The organism is Streptomyces sp. MBT65, assembly GCF_016612545.1.
Taxonomy (GTDB): Bacteria; Actinomycetota; Actinomycetes; order Streptomycetales; family Streptomycetaceae; genus Streptomyces.
The window spans coordinates 1-20,739 of record NZ_JAENRY010000123.1 but is presented as its reverse complement, the minus strand read 5'-3'; the positions used below and the strand labels follow the sequence as shown (position 1 = coordinate 20,739).

Annotated in this window: 19 protein-coding genes, 1 pseudogene and 1 riboswitch; of the genes and pseudogenes, 8 read left to right on the top strand and 12 right to left on the bottom strand. The window is 70.0% G+C overall.

The genetic code is table 11. From position 1 onward, the window contains the following. Window positions 1-115: 115 nt before the first annotated feature. From JHN63_RS26510 to JHN63_RS26480, 7 genes are all read left to right on the top strand, one after another. Window positions 116-631: an Lrp/AsnC family transcriptional regulator gene (locus JHN63_RS26510; RefSeq protein WP_200685121.1), complete on the top strand. Its 516-nt coding sequence runs from the start codon at window positions 116-118 to the stop codon at window positions 629-631. Beyond that, window positions 616-1,995 (top strand): aspartate aminotransferase family protein, encoded by a 1,380-nt coding sequence (locus tag JHN63_RS26505; protein ID WP_200685119.1) that lies wholly within the window; start codon window positions 616-618, stop codon window positions 1,993-1,995. Before JHN63_RS26510 ends, JHN63_RS26505 begins: the two co-directional genes overlap by 16 nt. Before the next feature lie 191 nt (window positions 1,996-2,186). Continuing rightward, entirely contained in the window at window positions 2,187-2,927 is a 741-nt protein-coding gene (locus tag JHN63_RS26500) for an ABC transporter ATP-binding protein (RefSeq protein ID WP_200685117.1), read from the top strand. Next, the gene (locus tag JHN63_RS26495; RefSeq protein ID WP_200685115.1) at window positions 2,909-4,264 is read left to right on the top strand and encodes a hypothetical protein; all 1,356 of its coding nucleotides are present in this window, start codon (window positions 2,909-2,911) and stop codon (window positions 4,262-4,264) included. Before JHN63_RS26500 ends, JHN63_RS26495 begins: the two co-directional genes overlap by 19 nt. A gap of 63 nt (window positions 4,265-4,327) precedes the next feature. After that, window positions 4,328-4,735: a VOC family protein gene (locus tag JHN63_RS26490; protein WP_200685113.1), complete on the top strand. Its 408-nt coding sequence runs from the start codon at window positions 4,328-4,330 to the stop codon at window positions 4,733-4,735. A 25-nt stretch (window positions 4,736-4,760) separates the two neighbouring features. Beyond that, window positions 4,761-5,882, top strand: a complete 1,122-nt coding sequence (locus tag JHN63_RS26485; RefSeq protein WP_200685111.1) for an LOG family protein — start codon at window positions 4,761-4,763, stop codon at window positions 5,880-5,882. A gap of 161 nt (window positions 5,883-6,043) precedes the next feature. Continuing rightward, complete coding sequence (locus JHN63_RS26480; RefSeq protein WP_200685109.1) at window positions 6,044-6,733, top strand: LAETG motif-containing sortase-dependent surface protein; 690 nt, start codon at window positions 6,044-6,046, stop codon at window positions 6,731-6,733. A 60-nt stretch (window positions 6,734-6,793) separates the two neighbouring features. Here the strand turns inward: JHN63_RS26480 and JHN63_RS26475 are convergent, their stop codons facing one another. From JHN63_RS26475 to rpsB, 9 genes are all read right to left on the bottom strand, one after another. Further along, on the bottom strand, window positions 6,794-7,831 hold the full coding sequence (locus JHN63_RS26475) for an ABC transporter ATP-binding protein (protein WP_200685140.1): 1,038 nt from the start codon (window positions 7,829-7,831) through the stop codon (window positions 6,794-6,796). 36 nt (window positions 7,832-7,867) lie between these two features. Then, window positions 7,868-9,469, bottom strand: coding sequence for an iron ABC transporter permease (locus tag JHN63_RS26470; protein WP_200685107.1), 1,602 nt, complete (start codon window positions 9,467-9,469; stop codon window positions 7,868-7,870). A gap of 74 nt (window positions 9,470-9,543) precedes the next feature. After that, entirely contained in the window at window positions 9,544-10,623 is a 1,080-nt protein-coding gene (locus tag JHN63_RS26465; RefSeq protein ID WP_200685076.1) for a thiamine ABC transporter substrate binding subunit, read from the bottom strand. After that, window positions 10,620-10,726: riboswitch (TPP riboswitch) on the bottom strand. It overlaps the preceding gene by 4 nt. 31 nt (window positions 10,727-10,757) lie before the next feature. After that, complete coding sequence (gene rlmN, locus JHN63_RS26460) at window positions 10,758-11,864, bottom strand: 23S rRNA (adenine(2503)-C(2))-methyltransferase RlmN (RefSeq protein ID WP_200685074.1); 1,107 nt, start codon at window positions 11,862-11,864, stop codon at window positions 10,758-10,760. A 103-nt stretch (window positions 11,865-11,967) separates the two neighbouring features. Continuing rightward, window positions 11,968-13,158, bottom strand: a complete 1,191-nt coding sequence (locus tag JHN63_RS26455; RefSeq protein ID WP_200685072.1) for a phosphatidate cytidylyltransferase — start codon at window positions 13,156-13,158, stop codon at window positions 11,968-11,970. After that, the gene (gene frr, locus JHN63_RS26450) at window positions 13,158-13,715 is read right to left on the bottom strand and encodes a ribosome recycling factor (protein ID WP_019058716.1); all 558 of its coding nucleotides are present in this window, start codon (window positions 13,713-13,715) and stop codon (window positions 13,158-13,160) included. Before frr ends, JHN63_RS26455 begins: the two co-directional genes overlap by 1 nt. Window positions 13,716-13,845: 130 nt before the next feature. Next, a complete protein-coding gene (pyrH, locus tag JHN63_RS26445) occupies window positions 13,846-14,604 on the bottom strand; it encodes a UMP kinase (RefSeq protein ID WP_200685070.1) in 759 nt (252 codons plus the stop codon). A gap of 204 nt (window positions 14,605-14,808) precedes the next feature. After that, the gene (tsf, locus tag JHN63_RS26440; protein ID WP_200685068.1) at window positions 14,809-15,645 is read right to left on the bottom strand and encodes a translation elongation factor Ts; all 837 of its coding nucleotides are present in this window, start codon (window positions 15,643-15,645) and stop codon (window positions 14,809-14,811) included. 194 nt (window positions 15,646-15,839) lie between these two features. Next, complete coding sequence (gene rpsB / locus JHN63_RS26435) at window positions 15,840-16,811, bottom strand: 30S ribosomal protein S2 (RefSeq protein ID WP_043680542.1); 972 nt, start codon at window positions 16,809-16,811, stop codon at window positions 15,840-15,842. Between the two features lie 281 nt (window positions 16,812-17,092). On the opposite strand from rpsB, the gene JHN63_RS26430 reads away from it, so the two are divergent. Next, window positions 17,093-17,671 carry a murein hydrolase activator EnvC gene (locus JHN63_RS26430; protein WP_200685067.1) on the top strand — a complete coding sequence of 193 codons (579 nt, stop codon included), beginning with the start codon at window positions 17,093-17,095 and terminating at the stop codon, window positions 17,669-17,671. 73 nt (window positions 17,672-17,744) lie between these two features. Here JHN63_RS26430 and JHN63_RS26425 read toward each other — a convergent pair whose 3' ends face one another. The 3 genes and pseudogenes from JHN63_RS26425 to JHN63_RS26415 form a co-directional block, all read right to left on the bottom strand. After that, complete coding sequence (locus JHN63_RS26425) at window positions 17,745-18,302, bottom strand: TetR/AcrR family transcriptional regulator (protein ID WP_200685139.1); 558 nt, start codon at window positions 18,300-18,302, stop codon at window positions 17,745-17,747. 118 nt (window positions 18,303-18,420) lie between these two features. Further along, window positions 18,421-19,263 carry an RNA polymerase sigma factor WhiG gene (gene whiG / locus JHN63_RS26420; protein WP_043680536.1) on the bottom strand — a complete coding sequence of 281 codons (843 nt, stop codon included), beginning with the start codon at window positions 19,261-19,263 and terminating at the stop codon, window positions 18,421-18,423. 271 nt (window positions 19,264-19,534) lie between these two features. Then, window positions 19,535-20,612: pseudogene (locus JHN63_RS26415) on the bottom strand (DNA-processing protein DprA). Window positions 20,613-20,739 lie beyond the last annotated feature (127 nt).

The window sequence follows — 20,739 nt, the reverse complement described above, 5'->3', positions numbered from 1 at the left end:
CGCCCGGCCCACGTTTTCAACACCCCCGATCGCGCCAAGGCTACGAAATCCGCAAGTCTCGACCACGTAAACAACGAATTTCATCGAAGCGGCCTTGCGGAACGGTCGAGACGTCGTGCACAGTGAAGCCGTGGCCAGTCGCAGCGCAGAACCAAGGGACTCCCGCGAGTCCAGGAACGGGACTCCTCACCTGGATTCCGTCTCCCTCGCCATCATCGAACAGCTCCAGGAGGACGGCCGCCGGCCGTACGCCGCGATCGGCAAGGCCGTCGGCCTCTCCGAGGCGGCCGTGCGCCAGCGCGTCCAGAAGCTGCTCGACCAGGGCGTCATGCAGATCGTCGCCGTCACGGACCCGCTCACCGTGGGCTTCCGCAGACAGGCGATGGTCGGCGTCAACGTCGAGGGCGACGTCGAGAACGTGGCGGACGCGCTGACGGCCATGCAGGAAGTGGAGTACGTGGTGATGACCGCGGGCTCGTACGACCTCCTCGCCGAGATCGTCTGCGAGGACGACGACCACCTGCTGGACGTCATCAACAAACGCATCCGGGCGCTGCCCGGGGTGCGCTCCACCGAGAGCTTCGTTTATCTGAAGCTCAAGAAGCAGACCTACATGTGGGGAACCCGATAACCGTGAGCAAGGACCTCAGCCGCACCGCGTACGACCACCTGTGGATGCACTTCACCCGCATGTCCTCGTACGAGAACGCGCCCGTCCCCACGATCGTCCGTGGCGAGGGCACCTACATCTACGACGACAAGGGCAAGCGCTACCTCGACGGTCTCGCGGGCCTGTTCGTGGTCCAGGCCGGTCACGGCCGCGCCGAGCTGGCCGAGACCGCCGCCAAGCAGGCGAAGGAACTGGCGTTCTTCCCCATCTGGTCGTACGCCCACCCCAAGGCCGTGGAACTCGCGGAGCGTCTCGCGAACTACGCGCCCGGCGACCTGAACAAGGTCTTCTTCACCACCGGCGGCGGCGAGGCCGTCGAGACCGCCTGGAAGCTCGCCAAGCAGTACTTCAAGCTGGTCGGCAAGCCCACCAAGTACAAGGTCATCTCGCGCGCGGTCGCCTACCACGGCACCCCGCAGGGCGCCCTGTCCATCACCGGACTCCCGGCCCTGAAGGCCCCGTTCGAGCCGCTGGTCCCGGGCGCGCACAAGGTCCCGAACACCAACATCTACCGCGCCCCGATCCACGGCGACGACCCGGAGGCGTACGGCCGCTGGGCCGCCGACCAGATCGAGCAGGAGATCCTCTTCGAGGGCCCCGAGACGGTCGCCGCGGTCTTCCTGGAGCCGGTGCAGAACGCCGGCGGCTGCTTCCCGCCGCCGCCCGGCTACTTCCAGCGGGTGCGCGAGATCTGCGACCAGTACGACGTGCTCCTGGTCTCCGACGAGGTCATCTGCGCCTTCGGCCGCCTCGGCACGATGTTCGCCTGCGACAAGTTCGACTACGTCCCGGACATGATCACCTGCGCCAAGGGCATGACCTCGGGCTACTCCCCTATCGGCGCCTGCATCATCTCCGACCGGCTGGCCGAGCCGTTCTACCAGGGCGACAACACCTTCCTGCACGGCTACACCTTCGGCGGCCACCCGGTCTCCGCCGCGGTCGGCCTCGCCAACCTCGACATCTTCGAGCGCGAGGGCCTCAACCAGCACGTCCTCGACAACGAGGCCAACTTCCTGGGGACCCTCCAGAAGCTGCACGACCTCCCGATCGTCGGCGACGTCCGCGGCAACGGCTTCTTCTACGGCATCGAGCTGGTCAAGGACAAGGCCACCAAGGAGACCTTCACGGACGAGGAGTCGGAGCGCGTGCTCTACGGCTTCGTCTCCAAGAAGCTCTTCGAGTACGGCCTCTACTGCCGCGCCGACGACCGCGGTGACCCGGTCATCCAGCTCTCGCCGCCGCTGATCTCCGACCAGTCGACCTTCGACGAGATCGAGGGCATCGTCCGCCAGGTCCTCACGGAGGCCTGGACGAAGCTCTAGCCTTCGGCGGTTCAACGGTTAATACGGCCAGGGGTGCACCCGTACGAGTGGGAAGGGTGCACCCCTGGCCGTGTGCTGTCCGGGGTCACGTCCCCCGCTCCTTAGCGTGCCTGGTAACCGATCGGCCCCGTCCTCGTTCCCCCGCACGGGGGACGCAGTACGGAAAACGGATCTGAACGAGGTGTACGCGCATGGTGACCCCGCCGGACAACGACGTGCTCTGGGCACGTGCCCTGCACTTCCAGCACCAGGACGGAACGCCCGCGCTCGGCGGCGTCTCGCTCGGGGTCCGGGAGGGCGAGATCCTCGCCGTCATGGGCCCGCGCGGCAGCGGCAAGACGACGCTGCTGCGCTGCCTCTCCGGTCTGGAGCGACCCGGCCGCGGCGAGGTCTGGTTCAACAGCGTGCCCGTGCACACCATGGGCCCGATGACCCGGGAACGGCTGCGCCGCGACCGCTTCGGCTGGATCGACCCGGCGCCCGTGCTCGTCCCGGAGCTGAACGTCTGGGAGAACGCGGCCCTCCCCCTGATGCTGCGCGGCACCAGCCGCCGCCGGGCCAAGACCGCCGCCCTGGAGTGGCTGGACCGCCTCGACATCGGCGACCACGCCCGCAAACGCCCGCACGAACTGCGCCAGGCGGAGCGCCAGCGCGTCTCCATCGCCCGCGCGCTGGCCCCGGCGCCGACGGTCCTGTTCGCCGACGAGCCGACGGCCCCGCTGCACCGCGCGGACCGCGCCCAGGTCCTGCGCACGCTCACGACGGCCGCCCGCTCGCACGGCATCACGGTCGTCCTCGCGACCCACGAGGCGGAGACCGCGGCCCTCGCGGACCGCACGGTGTCACTGCTCGACGGACGCCGTGTGAACACGGTTCACCTCCCCCCGGTCACCGAGGCGGAAGGCCGGGCCGCGTGCTCGCTCTCCGTCTGACCCGCGGCTCGCACCCCGCCGTCCAACTGCGCCGACTGCTGGTCGCGTCGGCCTCGGCGGGCACGGGCTTCCTCCTCCTGTGCACCCTCGGCTACGCGATGGGCCACCCCGACTCCCCCGCCGCCGCGGCCCTCCGCCTCGGCTGGTGCGCGACCCCGCTGGCCGCCACCGTCTACTTCGCGATGGCCGTCGCCCGCACCGACCCGGCGACCAGACCGCGCCCCGGCCTCTCCGCGATCGGCCTCGGCCCCGCCCGCCTGATGGCCATCTCGGCGACCACGACCGCGCTGGCCTGCACCCTCGGCTCCATGCTGGCCCTGCTCTTCTTCCTCCACCTGCGCGGCGACCTCACGGGCATGCCCTTCGACGGAGCGGCGGCCGAGTTCCTGGCCTCCGACCAGCCCCTGCCCCTTCCCGCCGCACTGACCCTCCTCGCCCTGGTCCCCCTGACCGCCTCCGTCGCCGTGGCCCTCGCCCTGCGCCCCCGCGACCTCCGCCCCGCCTCCGAGAAGGGCCGGACGAGGTCGTACGGCCGCTTCGGCGCGCAGGGCGGCCCGAGGTCCCGCGAGACCTTCGGGACGTACGGCCGCTTCGGCGCGCATCTTCGCGGCGCGGGCCGCGGCAGTGAACCGGAGGCCGAACAGCCCGCGCAGCAGGAGCAGTTGGAGGCCACGACCGCCACCGCGCCCGGCGACCACCCCGACCCCTCGCGCCCGGCCGCTCCCCGAGAGGCCCCGCGCGGGCTCCCCTGGGGCATCGCGGTGCTGGCCGCGGGGCTCGCCGTGGAGGCGTACGCGAGCCGGGCGAAGGACGGCGGCGGGCTGTCGCTGCCCGGCGGTCTCGCGGACGGGCCCGCGAGCGTCCTGGCCGGCTGGGTGCTGACCGCGATCGGGCTGGCGCTCGCCGGTCCGGGGCTCACCCACCTCTGCGGGCGGCTGCTCCAGTCCGTCAGCCCGGGCGCGCTGCGGCTGCTGGCGGGCCGGGTGCTGATGGAGGAGGCGACCCGGATCGGCCGCCCGCTGGGCGTGGTCTGCGCGGTGGCGTCCGGCGGCTTCGCGATGACGGCGCTCTACGACACGGACGCCCCGGCCTTCGGCCCCCTGACCACCCTCGGGCTGCTCCTGGTCACCGGCTGCACGGTGGCGACCCTGCTCACCGCCGCCCTGGAGGCCAAGCACGCCCGCGCCGACACCACGGCCGCGCTGCTCCGCCTCGGCGCCCCCGCCGCCATGCTGCGCAGCGCGGCGGCCCTGCGCGCGGGCGCGCTGCTCGCCCTGTTCCTCCCGCTGACCCTGTTCGTGGCCGAGCTGGCAGCTTTGCCGCTGGCCGGCCGATGAGTTTTCCGTCGACCGCCGGTCTACCCACCGAATAGCACGCACGCCCGATGGGAGACTCCCCGCATGTACCAGCAGATGATCTTCGTGAACCTGGCCGTGAACGACGCCGCCGCGTCGAAGAAGTTCTTCACCGAGCTCGGCTTCTCGATCAACCCCCAGTTCAGCAACGACGAGACCACCTGCGTCGTGATCAGCGAGACGATCATCGCGATGCTCCTGGAGAAGCAGCGCTACAGCGACTTCACGAAGAAGGAGATCGCCGACTCGGCCAAGACCAGCGAGGTGCTGCTGTGCCTGAGCGCCGAGAGCCGCGAGAAGGTCGACGAGCTGATCAACAAGGCGGTCGCGGCGGGCGGCACCGCCAATGACGACGTCCAGGACCAGGGCTTCATGTACGGCCGCTCCTTCGAGGACCTCGACAACCACTCCTGGGAGGTCGTGTGGATGGACCCGGCGGCCGTCCAGGGCTGACCCGTCGGGTGCCTAGCATGGGCGCGTGCAGACGAGCCCGGCCCATGCGGCCCACCACGACGAACGCGAGATCGAGACGGTCGAGGACTTCGACGCGACCGTCTCGGCCCGCGGCACCCTCGCCGGACACCGCGTCCAGGGCGTCGATCTGACGGACCGTACGCGGGAGTTGCTCACCACGGACACCGCGGGCGCCGTCTTCCTCGGCTGCCCGATGCGCGAGGAGGCGGCGGCGAAGGTCCGCGCCGACGGCGCCCTGGTCTTCCCGCCCGTCCCGCACCTCCCCTTCGACCCCTACCGCGGCCGTCTCTACACGCCGGACGAGCTGTTCGACTCGCTCGACAAGGGGTACGAGCAGACACCGGACGCGCTCGCGTACGCCTGGTTCCAGCGCACCAAGGCGGACGGCGACATATACGCGTCGATGCTGCGCGCCGTCCACGACGACTCCGTCTCCGACGCCCTCGACGAACTCCTGCGCGGCGCACGGGTGGTGGGCGTCATGGGCGGCCACGCGATGGCACGCGGGACGGAGGCCTACGCCGGTGCCGCGCGCCTGGGCCGCGAGTTGAGCCGGTCCGGCCTCACGGTGGCGACCGGCGGCGGGCCCGGCGCGATGGAGGCGGCCAACCTGGGCGCGTACGCGGCGCCGTACGAGGACGCGATGCTGGAGGAGGCCTGCGAACTCCTCGCCGCCTCCCCGTCGTTCAGCCCCTCCATCACCGACTGGGCGCAGAGCGCCTTCGAGGTCCGCACCCGCTGGCCCAAGGGCAACCAGTCGATCGGCATCCCGACCTGGTTCTACGGCCATGAGCCGCCGAACGCCTTCGCCTCGCACATCGCGAAGTACTTCGCCAACGCCACCCGCGAGGACGGCCTGTTGGCCCGCTCGAACGCGGGGGTGGTGTTTCTGCCGGGCGCGGCCGGGACCGTACAGGAGATCTTCGACAACGCGACGCCGAACTACTACGCGTCGCGCGGCGAGCCCACGCCGATGGTGCTCGTGGACCGGGAGCACTGGACGGAGCGGCTGCCGGCATGGCCACTGCTGTGTGCACTTGCCCGGGAACGGTCGATGGAGAGCCGTATCGCCCTCGTTGACCGGATCGAGGACGCTCCGGAAGCATTGAAACGCCTCGCAGTGTAAAACGCAGGTAAAGCCAACTGTCGCACACCGCATATGCATTGACACTGCTTACGCAGCACTTATAGACCAGTGAGACTCCTGGGGGCGATGGTGCCTCACCTCAATTGCTGCCTCATCTCCCCCTAAACCCCCCGCAGTTGCACATCCCGTGAAGGGCAAACGTGTCCATATCTCGACGTTCCGTACGCATCCTCGGCGTCGCGTCCGCCTCGGCCGCGCTCACGCTCGGATTCGCGGGCAACGCGCTCGCCTGCAGCATCGGCGAGTTCTCCGCCGAAGCCACCTGTGACGGCGCCAAGGGTGTCATCACCGTGACCGACAAGGACGCCACCGGTGTCGAGGCGACCATCACCGTGTTCCTGGAGAACAACGGTGGCGACGTCCGGCAGGTCGGCGAACCGCAGACCGTCAAGGGCTCGGCGACCGGCGAATCCGTCTCCTTCTCCGAGGACTGGGAGCCGAACGCCACGTACCGCGTCCGCGTCGTGGCCGGCAAGCAGGTCAACGCCGACATCAAGCCGAACCTGACCACCCCGTCCAAGGCCTGCGCGACGGAGTCACCCAGCCCGTCCCCGACTCCGAGCGAGACCACTCCCGCCCCCTCGGACAGCGCCTCGACCCCGGCCGAGTCCGACACCCCGACCCCGTCGGCCACGGAGAGCAGCAGCACCGCTCCCGCGACGACGACGGACAACGCGCCGTCCCCGGCGGCCGGTTCCTCGAACCTCGCCGAGACCGGTGCCAACTCCAACACCGGCATGATCGCCGGTATCGCGGGCGCCTTCGTCATCGCGGGCGGCGGAGCCGTCTACTACGGCATGCGCCGTCGCGGTGCGACCAACGGCCGCTGATCCATCCGCTGTTGCTCTGTGGCCTGTCCGGTTCGTGGGGACGGGCCACACGCATGTCCGCTAGAGGCCGCCGAGTACGACGATCTCGGCGGCGTCGAACTCCACCCCGACCGCGCTCCCGACCTCCGGTGCCTCCCGCAGCGCGCAGGCCGCCTCCAGGCGCGGCGCGTCCTCCGGTTGCAGTCGTACGGCGACATGGGTGCCCTTGAAGGTGCGGGCGACGACCGTGCAGCGCAGGCCCTCGTCGGCGGGCAACAGGCGTACGCCCGCGGGGCGTACGAGGAGCGGGCGGGTGCCCTGGGGGGCGTCCTCCGGAACCGGCACCTTGCCCCAGGGAGTGTCGGCCGCCTCGCCGGCGACCGTGGCCTCCACCACGTTGTCGAAGCCGAGGAAGCGGGCCACGAACTCGTCGGCGGGGTGCTGCCAGACCTCAAGTGGCGTACCGGACTGGGCGATCCGGCCGTCCCGCATCACCACGACCCGGTCGGCGAGCGCGAACGCCTCGCCCTGGTCGTGCGTGACCGCGAGCACGGTCGTGCCCAACGCGCCGAAGAGCTCGCGGAGTTCGACGACCAGCCGCTCCCGCAGTGACCGGTCGAGCTGGCCGAGCGGTTCGTCGAGCATGAGGAGCCGGGGGCGGGGCGCGAGGGCGCGGGCGAGCGCCACCCGTTGCTGCTCACCACCGGACAGCCCCGCGACGGCCCGGCGGGCGGCACCCGGCAGTCCGACGAGGTCGAGCAACTCGCCGACCTGGGTGTCCTGTTGCCGCCTGGACGCTCCGTGCATGCGCAGCCCGAAGGAGACGTTGCCGGCCACGTCCCGCTGCGCGAACAGCTGATGGTCCTGGAACATCAGGCCCACCCCCCGCTTGTGCGCGGGCACGGTCGCCTGGTCCCGGCCGTCGAGCAACACCCGCCCGGAGTCCAGGGGTTGGAGCCCGGCGACCGCCCGCAGCAGCGTGGACTTGCCGCTGCCGCTGGGGCCGAGCACGCACACGATCTCGTGCTCGGTGACGCCCAGGTCCACGGCGTCCAGCACCGGGCGCCCACCGAACCGTACGGTCGCGCCCGCAAGACTGAGCAGCATGTTCGGCGGCACATGCGGCGGCGTGTTCGGCGGCATGTTCGGCGGCATCTAGAACTCCCCCGTCCGGTCCGTGCGCAGCCGCTCGAGGACCAGCAGGGCCACCGCGCACACCACCATCAGAATCGTCGAAAGGGCCATCGCCTGGCCGTAGTTGAGATCACCGGGCCGGGACAGCAGCCGGGCCACCGCGACCGGCAGGGTCGGGTTGTCGGGCCGCGCGATGAACACGGTCGCCCCGAACTCCCCCAGCGACACCGCGAACGCGAACCCGGCGGCGATCAGCAACGCCCGCCGTACGAGAGGCAGATCGACCTCGCGCCACACCCGCCAGGGCGAGGCCCCGAGCACGGCCGCCGCCTCGCGCAGCCGCCCGTCCACCGCCCGCAGCACGGGCAGCATGGTCCGTACGACGAAGGGGACGCCCACCAGCGCCTGCGCGAGCGGCACCAGGATCCATGAACTCCGCAGGTCCAGCGGGGGTTTGTCGAGCGAGATCAGGAACCCGAAGCCGACGGTCACCGCCGACACCCCGAGCGGCAGCATCAGCAGCGCGTCGAAGCCCCGCACCAGCCGCCCGGCATCGCGCCGGGTCAGGGCCGCGGCGGCGAGTCCGCCGATCACCACGGCGATGGCGGTGGCGGCGGCGGCGTACTCCAGCGAGTTGCCGACCGCGGCGATCGGCGGGACGAGGAAAGTGCCGCCGTCGTCGTGGGTCAGTGCCCGGTAGTAGCCGAAGTCCGGTGTGTCGAGCGAGCGTTGGACCAGCACGGCAAGGGGCAGCACGAGCAGCAGGAGGATCGAGACGAGGACTCCGGCGAGCAGGGACCACTGGCCCGCTCCCCGCGGGCGGCGGGCGGTCACCGAGGGGTCGACCAGCCGTAGGGCCGTCTCCCGTCGTCGTACGGTCCAGGCGTGCACGGCGAGGATCGTGCCGACCGCGACGAACTGGACGATCGTCAGCACCGCCGCCGTGGCGAGGTCGAAGATCTCCGAGGTCTGGCGGTAGATCTCCACTTCGAGGGTCGAGAAGGTCGGGCCGCCGAGGATCTGCACCACACCGAAGGAGGTGAAGGTGAAGAGGAAGACCATCAGCGCGGCGGCGGCCACGGCGGGTGCGAGCGCGGGCAGCGTCACCTGCCGCCAGGCCCGGTGCCGGGAGGCGCCGAGCATCCGCGCGGCCTCCTCCTGACGCGGGTCGAGCTGGGCCCAGAGGCCGCCCACCGTCCGTACGACGACCGCGTAGTTGAAGAAGACGTGCGCGAGCAGGATGGCCCACACGGTGGTGTCCAGCCGTACGCCCCACAGGTCGTCGAGGAGTCCGCCCCGGCCGACGAGCGCGAGGAAGGCCGTACCGACGACGACCGTCGGCAGCACGAAGGGGACCGTCACGACGGCCCGCAGCACGTGCCTCCCCGGGAAGTCGAAGCGCGCGAAGACATACGCGCCGGGGAGCGCGATCAGCAGCGTGAGCGCGGTGGACGCGAGCGCCTGCCAGGTGGTGAACCACAGGACGTGCCGGATGTCGGACTGGGCCAGCACGTCCCCGATCCGGCCCAACTGCCAGGCGCCGTCGGCCTTGAGGCCCCGTCCGACGATGGCCGCGACGGGGTAGGCGAAGAACACCGCGAAGAACGCGACGGGCAGGGCCATGAGGCCGAGCCGTGTCGCGCCGCCCTTACGGGAGGCCTTCCGCGGCGCCGCTTCGACTGCTTCCGCTGCCTCGGTTACTTCAGTACGAGCGAGGTCCACGACTTGACCCACTGGTCCCGGTTGGCGGCGATCTTCGCGGGGGCCATGGTCTCGGGATCCGGGGCCTGGCGACCGTACTCGACGAACTCCTGCGGCACCTGGGCGCCTTCGATCACCGGGTACACGAACATGTTGAGCGGCATGTCCTGCTGGAACTCCTTGGTCAGCAGGAAGTCGATGAAGGCCTTGCCGCCCTTGGTGTTCCTGGCGTTGCTGAGCAGTCCCGCGTACTCGGTCTGCCGGAAGCAGGTGCCGTACGACACCCCGGTGGGCGCGGTGGTCGGCTTCGGGTCGGCGTAGATGACCTCGGCGGGCGGCGAGGAGGCGTACGACACGACGAGCGGCCGGTCGCCGCCCGCCTTCTTGCCGCCGGCCGAACCGGAGAACTCCTGGTCGTAGGCCTGCTCCCAGCCGTCGACGACCTTCACGCCGTTCGCCTGGAGCTTCTTCCAGTACGCCTGCCAGCCGTCGTCGCCGTACTGGGCCGCGCTGCCGAGCAGGAAGCCGAGGCCGGGTGAGGAGGTCGCGGCGTTCTCGGTGACGAGGAGGTTCTTGTACTCCGGCTTGACGAGGTCCGCGAACGAGGTCGGCGGGGTCAGCTTGTGCTTGCTGAAGTAGGCCTTGTCGTAGTTGACGCAGATGTCGCCGGTGTCGATGGGCGTGACCCGGTGCTTGGCCCCGTCGACGCGGTACGCGGGCTTGACGGTGGCGGAGCCCTTCGCGTCGTAGGACTGGAAGAGGCCGTTGTCGAGCGCGCGGGAGAGCAGGGTGTTGTCGACGCCGAAGAAGACGTCGCCCTGGGGGTTGTCCTTGGTGAGGATCGCCTTGTTGACGGCCTGCCCGGCGTCGCCGTCCTTGAGGACCTTGACGGTGTAGCCGGACTGCTTCTCGAAGTCCTTGAGGACGCTCTTCGAGACGGCCCACGAGTCGTGGCTGACGAGCGTGACGGTCTTGTCGGATCCGGAGCCGCTGCTCCCGTCCGACCCCGACCCGCACGCGGAGAGCGTGACCAGGCCGAGGCCGACGAGGACAGCACAGTACTTCTTGGTGTTCACGGTGATGACCGAACTTCCTACCCAGAATGACCTGGGCGAGGTTCAGAGGGTCTGCGGCCCGATTGCCGCACTCTCAGCGCTGCGCGCTCCCCTGTCGGATATGAAGATGTACGTACAGGTCGTACGGGTGAAGATTACCTCTCGGTGGCCGCGAGCTGACCGCACGCTCCGTCGATCTCCTGGCCACGGGTGTCCCGGACGGTGACCGGCACCCCATGGGCCGCGATGGCCTCGACGAACGCCTTCTCGTCCTCGGGGCGGGAGGCCGTCCACTTCGAGCCCGGCGTCGGGTTCAGCGGGATCAGGTTGACGTGCACGGGCTTGCCCTTGAGGAGGCGGCCGAGCCGGTCGCCGCGCCACGCCTGGTCGTTGATGTCGCGGATCAGCGCGTACTCGATGGACAGCCGACGTCCCGACTTCGCCGCGTACTCCCAACCGGCGTCGAGGACCTCGCGGACCTTCCACCGGGTGTTGACGGGGACCAGGGTGTCGCGCAGGTCGTCATCGGGCGCGTGCAGCGAGATCGCGAGGCGGCACTTGAAGCCCTCGTCGGAGAAGCGGTGGATCGCCGGGACCAGTCCGACCGTCGAGACGGTGATCCCGCGCTGCGAGAGGCCGAGGCCGTCCGGCTCCGGGTCGGTGAGGGCGCGGATGGACTGGACGACCCGCTTGTAGTTGGCGAGGGGCTCGCCCATGCCCATGAAGACGATGTTGGAGAGGCGGGCGGGACCGCCCGGGATCTCGCCGTCGCGCAGCGCCCGCATGCCGTCCACGATCTGGTGCACGATCTCGCCGGTGGAGAGATTGCGGTCCAGGCCGGCCTGACCGGTCGCGCAGAACGGGCAGTTCATCCCGCAGCCCGCCTGCGAGCTGATGCACATGGTGACCCGGTCCGGGTACCGCATCAGCACGGACTCGACGAGCGTCCCGTCGAACAGCCGCCACAGCGTCTTGCGGGTGGTCTCCTGGTCGGTCGACAGATGCCGTACGACGGTCATCAGCTCAGGAAGCAGCGCTTCCTGCAGCTTGGCGCGTGAACCGGCGGGGATGTCGGTCCACTCCGCCGGGTCGTGCGCGAGGCGCGCGAAGTAGTGCTGCGAGAGCTGCTTGGCGCGAAACGGCTTCTCCCCGATCGCGGCGACGGCTTCCTTGCGCTCCGCGGGCGTGAGATCGGCAAGGTGCCGCGGCGGCTTCTGGGCTCCGCGGGGGGCGACGAATGTGAGTTCTCCGGGCTTAGGCATGGCCCTACCAGTGTCGCAGACATACGAAGAGGGACTCGCCGCCCTGTGGACAACGAGCCCCTCGTACGCAAAACCGCAGGTCAGCTGGTTCTGTGGCGGCCTTTCAGCCGGAGCCGACGAACAGCACCAACAGCAACCACACCACCGGCGCCGTCGGCAACAGGGAGTCCAGGCGGTCCATGATGCCGCCGTGGCCCGGCAACAGCGTGCCCATGTCCTTGATGCCGAGGTCCCGCTTGATCATGGACTCGCCGAGGTCGCCCAGCGTGGCGCTGGCCGCGACCGCGAGGCCCAGGACGAGGCCCTGCCACCAGCTGCCGTCGTCGATCAGGAACTGCATGCACAGCGCGCCCGCCACCATCGCGAAGGACACCGCTCCGAACAGTCCCTCGCGGGTCTTTCCGGGGCTGATGCGCGGGGCGAGCTTGTGCGTGCCGAAGCGCCAGCCGATGGCGTACGCCCCGGTGTCGCTGACGACGGTCAGCAGCAGGAACGTCAGGACCCGCCAGGCGCCGTCGTCGGCGGTGAGCATCAGGGCGACGAACGTGGCCAGGAACGGCACGTAGAACGCCGCGAAGACGCCCGCCGTGACGTCCTTGAGGTAGCCCTCCGGCGGCTCCGTCATCCGCCAGACGAGGACGGCGAGCGCCGTGAGCGCCATCGCGACCCAGGCGCCCTCGGCACCCCGGACGTATCCGGCGACGACCATCGCCGCACCGCCGACCGCCAGGGGCACGAGGGGCGCCTTGATGCCCTTGCGCTCCTGGAGCCGCGAGGTGAGCTCCCACAGACCGACCACGACGGCGACCGCTATCACTCCGACGAACGCGGCCTTCACCACGAAGAGGGAGGCCACGATCACCACGGCGAGCCCGACCCCGACCCCTATGGCCGCACCCAGGTCCCGGCCCGCGCTCTTCTTCTGCGGGGCGGGCGCCGGTGGCGGGACGTCGGGCATGGGCTCCGGATTCTGCGGCACCGCCCCGTAGGGCTGCGCCTGCGGCATGTCAGAGGGCTGCGTCCGCGGGTCGTACGACGGCGACTGCCGTACGTCGTACGGCGGCTGCTGCGTCTCGTCGCGGAACAAGGGGCCGCTCAGCCGAGCGGCCCCCCGGTCGTCATCCTGGTGTCCGCCGTATGCGGGCTCGTCGGGCACGATGGGCATGGGGCGAGTCTGCTGCGCCTCAGGCGCATCGTACGTGGGACCCGCCGGGGCAGCCCCCTGGACAGGCCCCTGGTCGGACGGCCCCCAGTACCCGGCTTGTGGCGGTGCCCCCCAGGAAGAGTCGTTCATCAGACCTCGAGCAGCTCCGCTTCCTTGTGCTTGAGGAGTTCGTCCACCTGGGCGACGTACTTCGCCGTGGTGTCGTCGAGCTCCTTCTCCGCACGACGGACCTCGTCCTCGCCGGACTCCTTGTCCTTGACCAGCTTGTCCAGGGCGTCCTTGGCCTTGCGGCGGACGGCGCGGATGGACACCTTGGAGTCCTCGGCCTTGGTCCGGGCGACCTTGATGTAGTCCTTGCGGCGCTCCTCGGTCAGTTCGGGGAACGTCACTCGGATGATGTTGCCGTCGTTGCTGGGATTGACGCCCAGGTCCGAGTCGCGGATCGCCTGTTCGATGTTCCGCAGCGCGGTCTTGTCGAACGGGGTCACCACGGCCATGCGCGGCTCCGGCACGGAGAACGAAGCCAGCTGGTTGATCGGCGTCAGCGCTCCGTAGTAGTCCGCCACGATCTTGTTGAACATCGCCGGGTGCGCACGGCCGGTGCGGATCGCGGCGAAGTCCTCCTTGGCGACCACGACGGCCTTCTCCATCTTCTCCTCGGCCTCGAGGAGGGTCTCTTCGATCACCACTTGCTCCTGCGTGTCTTGAGTAGGCCCGGCTGCTGTGCTGTGTCGGCGTCGGCGGCCGGCTGCGTCGCGTCTTCTTCCTGCACGGTTCCCGACCGGCAGGACATTGTCCATCCCCCGGTCAGGGTCATCAGCCCTGGCTGCCTTGGTCACCCACAAGCGTGCCGATCTTCTCACCCTTGACGGCGCGGGCGATATTGCCCTCCGCCAGAAGCTCGAAGACCAGGATCGGAAGCTTGTTGTCGCGGCACAGGGTGATGGCGGTCATGTCCGCGACCTTGAGGTCCTGGGTGATGACCTCGCCGTAGCTGAGCGCGTCGAACTTGACGGCCTCGGAGTTCGTCTTCGGGTCGGAGTCGTAGACCCCGTCCACGCCGTTCTTGCCCATCAGCAGCGCCTCGGCGTTGATCTCCAGGGCGCGCTGGGCGGCGGTGGTGTCGGTGGAGAAGTAGGGCATGCCCATACCGGCGCCGAAGATGACCACGCGGCCCTTCTCCAGGTGCCGCACGGCGCGCAGCGGGATGTACGGCTCGGCGACCTGGCCCATGGTGATGGCGGTCTGGACGCGGCTGTCGATGCCCTCCTTCTCCAGGAAGTCCTGGAGCGCGAGGCAGTTCATCACCGTGCCGAGCATGCCCATGTAGTCGGAGCGGGCCCGGTCCATGCCGCGCTGCTGGAGTTCGGCGCCACGGAAGAAGTTGCCGCCGCCGATGACGACGGCGACCTCCGCGCCGTCCCGGACGACGGCCGCGATCTCACGGGCGATCTTGTGCACCACATCGGGGTCGACGCCCAGGCCCCCGCCGCCGGAGAAGGCTTCACCGGACAGCTTCAACATGAAACGGCCGCGTACCTTGCCGTCGTCGCTCTTCTGGGCCTTGGTGGTCATGACGTTCTCGCCTCTTTTACGTGGTCGCACATACGAAGAAGGCCACTGCCGGTGGGGTGTCGTTCGCATCCCATGCTCGGCAATGGCCTCCTCGTCAGATCTGCTGTCGTCCGCCACGCGCGCGTGCGCGACGGCGTACCGGCTCGACTCCTGACGACCCTAGCGGGATTCCGCCGGGCGCCGCGCGTCGATCGCGGTACGGACTCAGATGCCGACCTTGATGCGCGTGAAGCGCTTCAGGGTGACACCCGCCTCGTCCAGAACCTTCTGGACGGACTTCTTGGGGTCGAGCGCGTACGGCTGACCGAGCACGGTCGCGTCCTTGAAGAAGCCGTTGACACGACCCTCGACGATCTTGGCGATCGCGGCCTCGGGCTTGCCCTCGGCGCGGGTGGTCTCCTCGGCGATGCGTCGCTCGGACTCGACGACCTCGGCCGGCACGTCCTCCTTGGCCAGGTACTTCGGCGCGAAGGCGGCGATGTGCTGGGCGACACCGCGGGCGACCTCGGCGTTCGGCTTGTCCAGCTCGACGAGGACACCGATCTGCGGGGGCAGGTCGGGCATCGTGCGGTGCATGTACGCGGAGACGTAGCCGTCGGTGTACTGGGCGAAGCGGTCCAGGACGATCTTCTCGCCCAGGTTCGCGTTGGCCTCGTCGACGAACGCCTGAACCGTCTTGCCGGACTCGATCTCGGACGCGAGGAGCGCCGCGATGTCGACCGGGGAGGTCGCGGCGACGTGCTGCGCGATCTGGTTGGCGACAGCCTGGAACTTCTCGCCCTTGGCGACGAAGTCCGTCTCGCACTTCAGCTCGACCAGGACACCGGAGGTGTTGTCGTCGGCGATGACGGAGACCACGGCGCCGTTCTCGGCGGAGCGGCCCTCGCGCTTGGCGACGCCCTTCTGGCCCTTGATACGGAGCGCCTCGACGGCCTTCTCGACGTTGCCGTCGGCCTCGTCCAGCGCCTTCTTGCAGTCCATCATGCCGGCGCCGGTGAGCTCACGGAGCTTCTTGACGTCGGCGGCGGTGTAGTTCGCCATGATCTGAAAATCTCTTCTCGGAGTTCGAAGTCTCGAAGTCGGCGGCGGCCGCGTGGTGAGCGGGCTTCCGCCAAAGATCTACGGGCTACGAAGATCTAGGGGCTGTGAGTGAACGGCGGGTGGCGCGGTCGGCACCACCCGCCGTCACTTCAGTCAGCCCTTTGGCCCGGAAGGTCAGGCCGTTGGCCGGAGGATCAGGCCTGCTCGGCGTCGGCGGCCGGAGCGGCCTCGACCTCAGCCTCGGCGACCGGAGCGGCCTCGGCGGCGGGGGCCTCGACCTCGGCGGCGGCCTCAGCGGCGGGAACCTCGTCGGCCTGCTCGGCGTCGGCGACCTTCTCCGTCTCGGCGGAGGTCTGGACCTCGGCGTCGGCGGCCGGGGCCTCGTCAGCCTTCTTCTCGCCCTCGAGCAGGTCGCGCTCCCACGCGGCGAGCGGCTCGCCGGCGGCCTTGTCACCCTTGGCCTCGGCGGCGACACCGGAGCGGCTGATGAGGCCCTCGGCGACGGCGTCGGCGATCACGCGGGTGAGCAGGGTGACGGAGCGGATCGCGTCGTCGTTGCCCGGGATCTTGTAGTCGACCTCGTCGGGGTCGCAGTTCGTGTCGAGGATGGCGACGACCGGAATGTTGAGCTTCCGGGCCTCACCGACCGCGATGTGCTCCTTCTTGGTGTCCACGATCCAGACGGCGCTGGGAACCTTGGACATCTCGCGGATACCACCGAGGGTCTTCTCCAGCTTGGCCTTCTCGCGCGAGAGCACGAGAAGCTCCTTCTTGGTGAGACCGGACGCGGCGACGTCCTCGAAGTCGATCTGCTCGAGCTCCTTGAGGCGCTGCAGACGCTTGTAGACGGTGGAGAAGTTGGTGAGCATGCCGCCCAGCCAGCGCTGGTTGACGTAGGGCATGCCGACGCGGGTGGCCTGCTCGGCGATGGCCTCCTGCGCCTGCTTCTTCGTGCCGACGAACATGACCGTGCCGCCGTGGGCGACGGTCTCCTTGACGAACTCGTAGGCGCGGTCGATGTACGACAGCGACTGGAGCAGGTCGATGATGTAGATGCCGTTGCGCTCCGTGAAGATGAAGCGCTTCATCTTCGGGTTCCAACGACGGGTCTGGTGACCGAAGTGGACGCCGCTTTCCAGCAGCTCCCGCATCGTGACGACGGCCATGGCCGTTCTCCTTGATTTTCTCGGTTGTGCCGCGAGCACCGGGACGGCACTCACGCCTGACGCCCACGTGCGCGTGCCCAGAGGACCGAGGAGCGCTGACACCGGTTTTCGTCTCTCGACGGAGCACCAGATGTCGGGGCGTGCGAAGTCGACCCGGTGACCCGGATCGCCAAAGGAAGTGTACGGGACCCGCGAGGTACCGGGTGACGCCGTTGTCCACAAGCACCCGGCGGTCCACAGGCCCCGGCCATGATCGGCACGGGTACGGCACGGTTTGTGCCATGCGAACGCGACGACGTGACCGACCTGTGCACGCGGCCCTGGCGTTACTGCTGGCCCTGCTGCTCCCCCTCCTGACCTGCGCGGCCCGCGCGGACGACGGCCCACCACCGGCACCGGGAGTCTCACCCCTTCCCGTACCGGCCATGGCCCGCGCCTGGCCGGTCGGCTCCCACCCCTTGGTCCTACGAGGCTGGGAGCCCCCGCCTACGCCCTACGCCCGGGGCCACCGGGGCGTGGACCTGGCGACCCCGGCCGGCGCCCCGGTACGGGCGGTGGCGGCGGGCCGGGTCTCCTTCGCGGGCAAGGTGGCGGGGAGAGGTGTGGTCGCGGTCGAACTGACGGGCACGGACCTGCGCACGACCTACGAACCGGTGAGCGCGACGGTGAAGAAGGGGGAGGAGGTGGAGCCGGGCGAGGTGGTCGGGACGGTGGAGATCACCGGCTCGCACTGCGCGACGGCATGCGTGCACTGGGGCTTGCTGAGAGGGGAGGTGTATCTGAACCCGCTGGAGCTACTGCCCCCATGGCTGCTGAACAGGGGCCCGTCCCGCTTGTTGCCGGTGTTGGGAGTTCCTTAGGGGCGCCGGGCGGTATCGATCGGCGGCTCCGCCGCGGGGGCACGACCAGCCCACACCGCCCGACAGCCGACACTCAGCCTTCCACGCCCCGCAACGCCATCCGTACCGCGGCCTCAGTGATCACACCGGGCTCCTCCGCCGCCCCCAACTCGATCCGCCGCACAGCCGCGTCGACAACCCCTTGCAGCAACATCGCGGCCAACCGAGGCTCCGCATGCCCCATCTCCGCCAACGCGGAGACGATCATCGCCACCAACCCCCCGTGCGCGGCCCGGATCTTCTCCCGAGCCCCCGCGTCCAACTCGCTCGCGGAGATGGCGACCACGGCCCGATGCCGCCGGTCCCCGACCAACGCGAGCTGCTGCCGTACGTACGCCTCGACCTTGCCCTCGGCGGAGCCGGCCCGCTCCATCGCCGCCGACACGTCCGCCGCCCAGACGGGAAAGTCGACCTCGCACAGCTCCTCGACGACGGCGGCCCGCGAGCGGAAGTACTCGTACACGGACGACCGCGCGAGCCCCGTCCGCTCGGCCAGGGCCGGGAAGGTCAGCGCCTCCGTCCCGCCCTCGGACAGTAGGGAACGAGCCGCGTCCAGCAGGGCGGCTCGCTGCATCGACCGGTGCTCGGCCACGGAGGCCGCTCGAATCCTTGGCACGTCAGCCACTCTACGGACGGTCCACGCCCGGCGGGAGGGACAGGGGCCATGCAGGCACGATTCTGCGAGGCCGAGGAGGTCGTACGACTTCTGTTCAACGGCCGAAACTCGCCAGCTTGGCGCGTAGCTGCAACACGGACTTGGTGTGGATCTGGCTGACCCGGCTCTCGGTCACCCCGAGCACGTTGCCGATCTCGGCAAGGGTGAGGCCCTCGTAGTAGTACAGCGTGACGACGGTCTTCTCCCGCTCGGGCAGGGTGTTGATCGCCCGCGCGAGGAACCGCCGCAGTTCGCGCCCCTCGGCCACCTCCACCGGGTTGTCGGCGGCGGTGTCCTCCAGGGTGTCCATCAGGCTGAGCCGGTCGCCGCCCTCGCCGCCGGCGTGCAGCAGTTCCTCCAGGGCGACCACGTTCGCGAGCGACAACTGGCTGAAGACGGCGTGGAGTTCCTCCACCGCAATGCCCATCTCGGCGGCCACCTCGCCCTCGCTGGGTGTGCGCCGGAGCCGCGCCTCCAGCGTGGCGTACGCCCGCTCGACGTTCCGCGCCTTCTGCCGTACCGAACGCGGAATCCAGTCCAGCGCGCGCAGTTCGTCGATCATCGCGCCCCGGATGCGGGTGATCGCGTACGTCTCGAACTTGATCTCGCGCTCGATGTCGAACTTCTCGATCGCGTCGATCAGTCCGAACACCCCCGACGACACGAAGTCCGCCTGCTCCACATTGGGCGGCAGCCCGACGCTCACCCGTCCCGCGACGTACTTGACCAGCGGCGAGTAGTGCAGGATCAACTGCTCACGCAGCCGCTCGTCGCCCGTCGTCTTGTACGACCGCCACAGCTCCTCGAGCGTCGAGGGAGCCGGCGGCCGGACGCTGCCACCGTCACGGGCGGCTGGGGGGATCGCCGCCCGGTCGGACCCGGAGGTGTGCTGGGGCATTCGTCGCCTTGTGCCGTTCTGCCGTGAAGTGGGGTTGCCTGGGTGAGCTGTCGGAGTGATGTGGAGATGCCGGTCTGTGCCGGAATCCCCGTGAGCGTAGCGTGACTGGAGTGTCGCGGTGCGCGAAGGACAGGGCCCGGACCGGGCACGGACGCGTTCGAGAGGGTGCCGGAACGGGGTGCTCCGATCGCTCTGCGTGATCATCAGAATGCGCCAACTGCGGGAAATCCCAAGGGTGTCGGGGTTCCCCCGGACGGCCGAACACACTCGGTCAGCGGCACCCCCGACCGGGCCGGACCGAGATCATCGCCTGGCGTGTCAACTTCCAGCCGTCGCTGTGTCGTTCGACGTAACCAAGTGCTCGGAGTTCGTACAGTCTCGCGATCGCGTCGTCCTCCGTGGTCTGCGCACCGCGTGCGATCTCCCGCGGCGGCGCCGCCCTGTTGCCGGGCAGTGCGGCGAGGACGCGCCGGGCGGCCGGCTCCAACAGGTCGCGCGGGAGCACCGGTCCACGTCGGTCCGGGGCCAGTTCGCCCATGTCACCGACCAGTTCGACGACTTCCGCCGCGTCGGTGACCAGTACCGCTTCCCCGCGCAGGAGTTCGTGCACCCCGGCGGAGAGTCCGCTGGTGGCCGGGCCGGGCACGCCCATCGTGTGGCGCCCCAACCGCTGCGCGGCCCGCGCGGTGACGAGCGATCCGCTCCGGTACGCGGCCTCGACCACCACGGTGCCCCGGGTGAGCGCCGCGATCACCCTGTTCCGGAGGATGAACCGGCTCGGCGTCGGATGCTCGCCGGGCGGCAACTCGCCCATCACCAGGCCCTGTTCGGCGATCCTGCCGATCAACTCGGCGTGGCCGCGCGGGTAGGGCCGGTCGACACCGCAGGCGAGCACGGCGGCGGTGGCCCCGCCCGCACCGAGGGCGCCGCGATGGGCGGCACCGTCGACTCCGTAGGCGCCGCCGGCCTCGCGGAACTCGGCTGGGTGGTCGTGTCCGGCGGCGGTGGCCCCGCCCGCACCGAGGGCGCCGCGATGGGCGGCACCGTCGACTCCGTAGGCGCCGCCGGAGCGGCCCCCCACACCGCAGCCTCCGAGCCACTTCCACGGCCCCAAGCTCCCGAATCCACCGACCGGCAACCTCATCACCGGGTTCGACAACCCGAGCCAGAAAGACACGGGCGAGCAGGTCTTCGCCGTCGTGGGGGGTATCGGTCCGGGCCGAGTCTTCGGCCCCGGTCCGGTCATCAGTCCCGGCTCGGTCAGTGACCCAGACCCTGTCATAGGGCCCGGCCCGGTCATTCGTACCGGTCGCGCCACCAGCCCCGGTTCGATCACCGACCTCATCCACGCCATCAGCCCCGGCCCGACCACGGCTCCCGGCCCAGCCACCGACCCCCGCCCAGGCACCAGCCCCCCTCCGGTCATCAGTCCCACTCACGTCACCAACCCGGGTCCGGTCATCACCCCCGCTCACG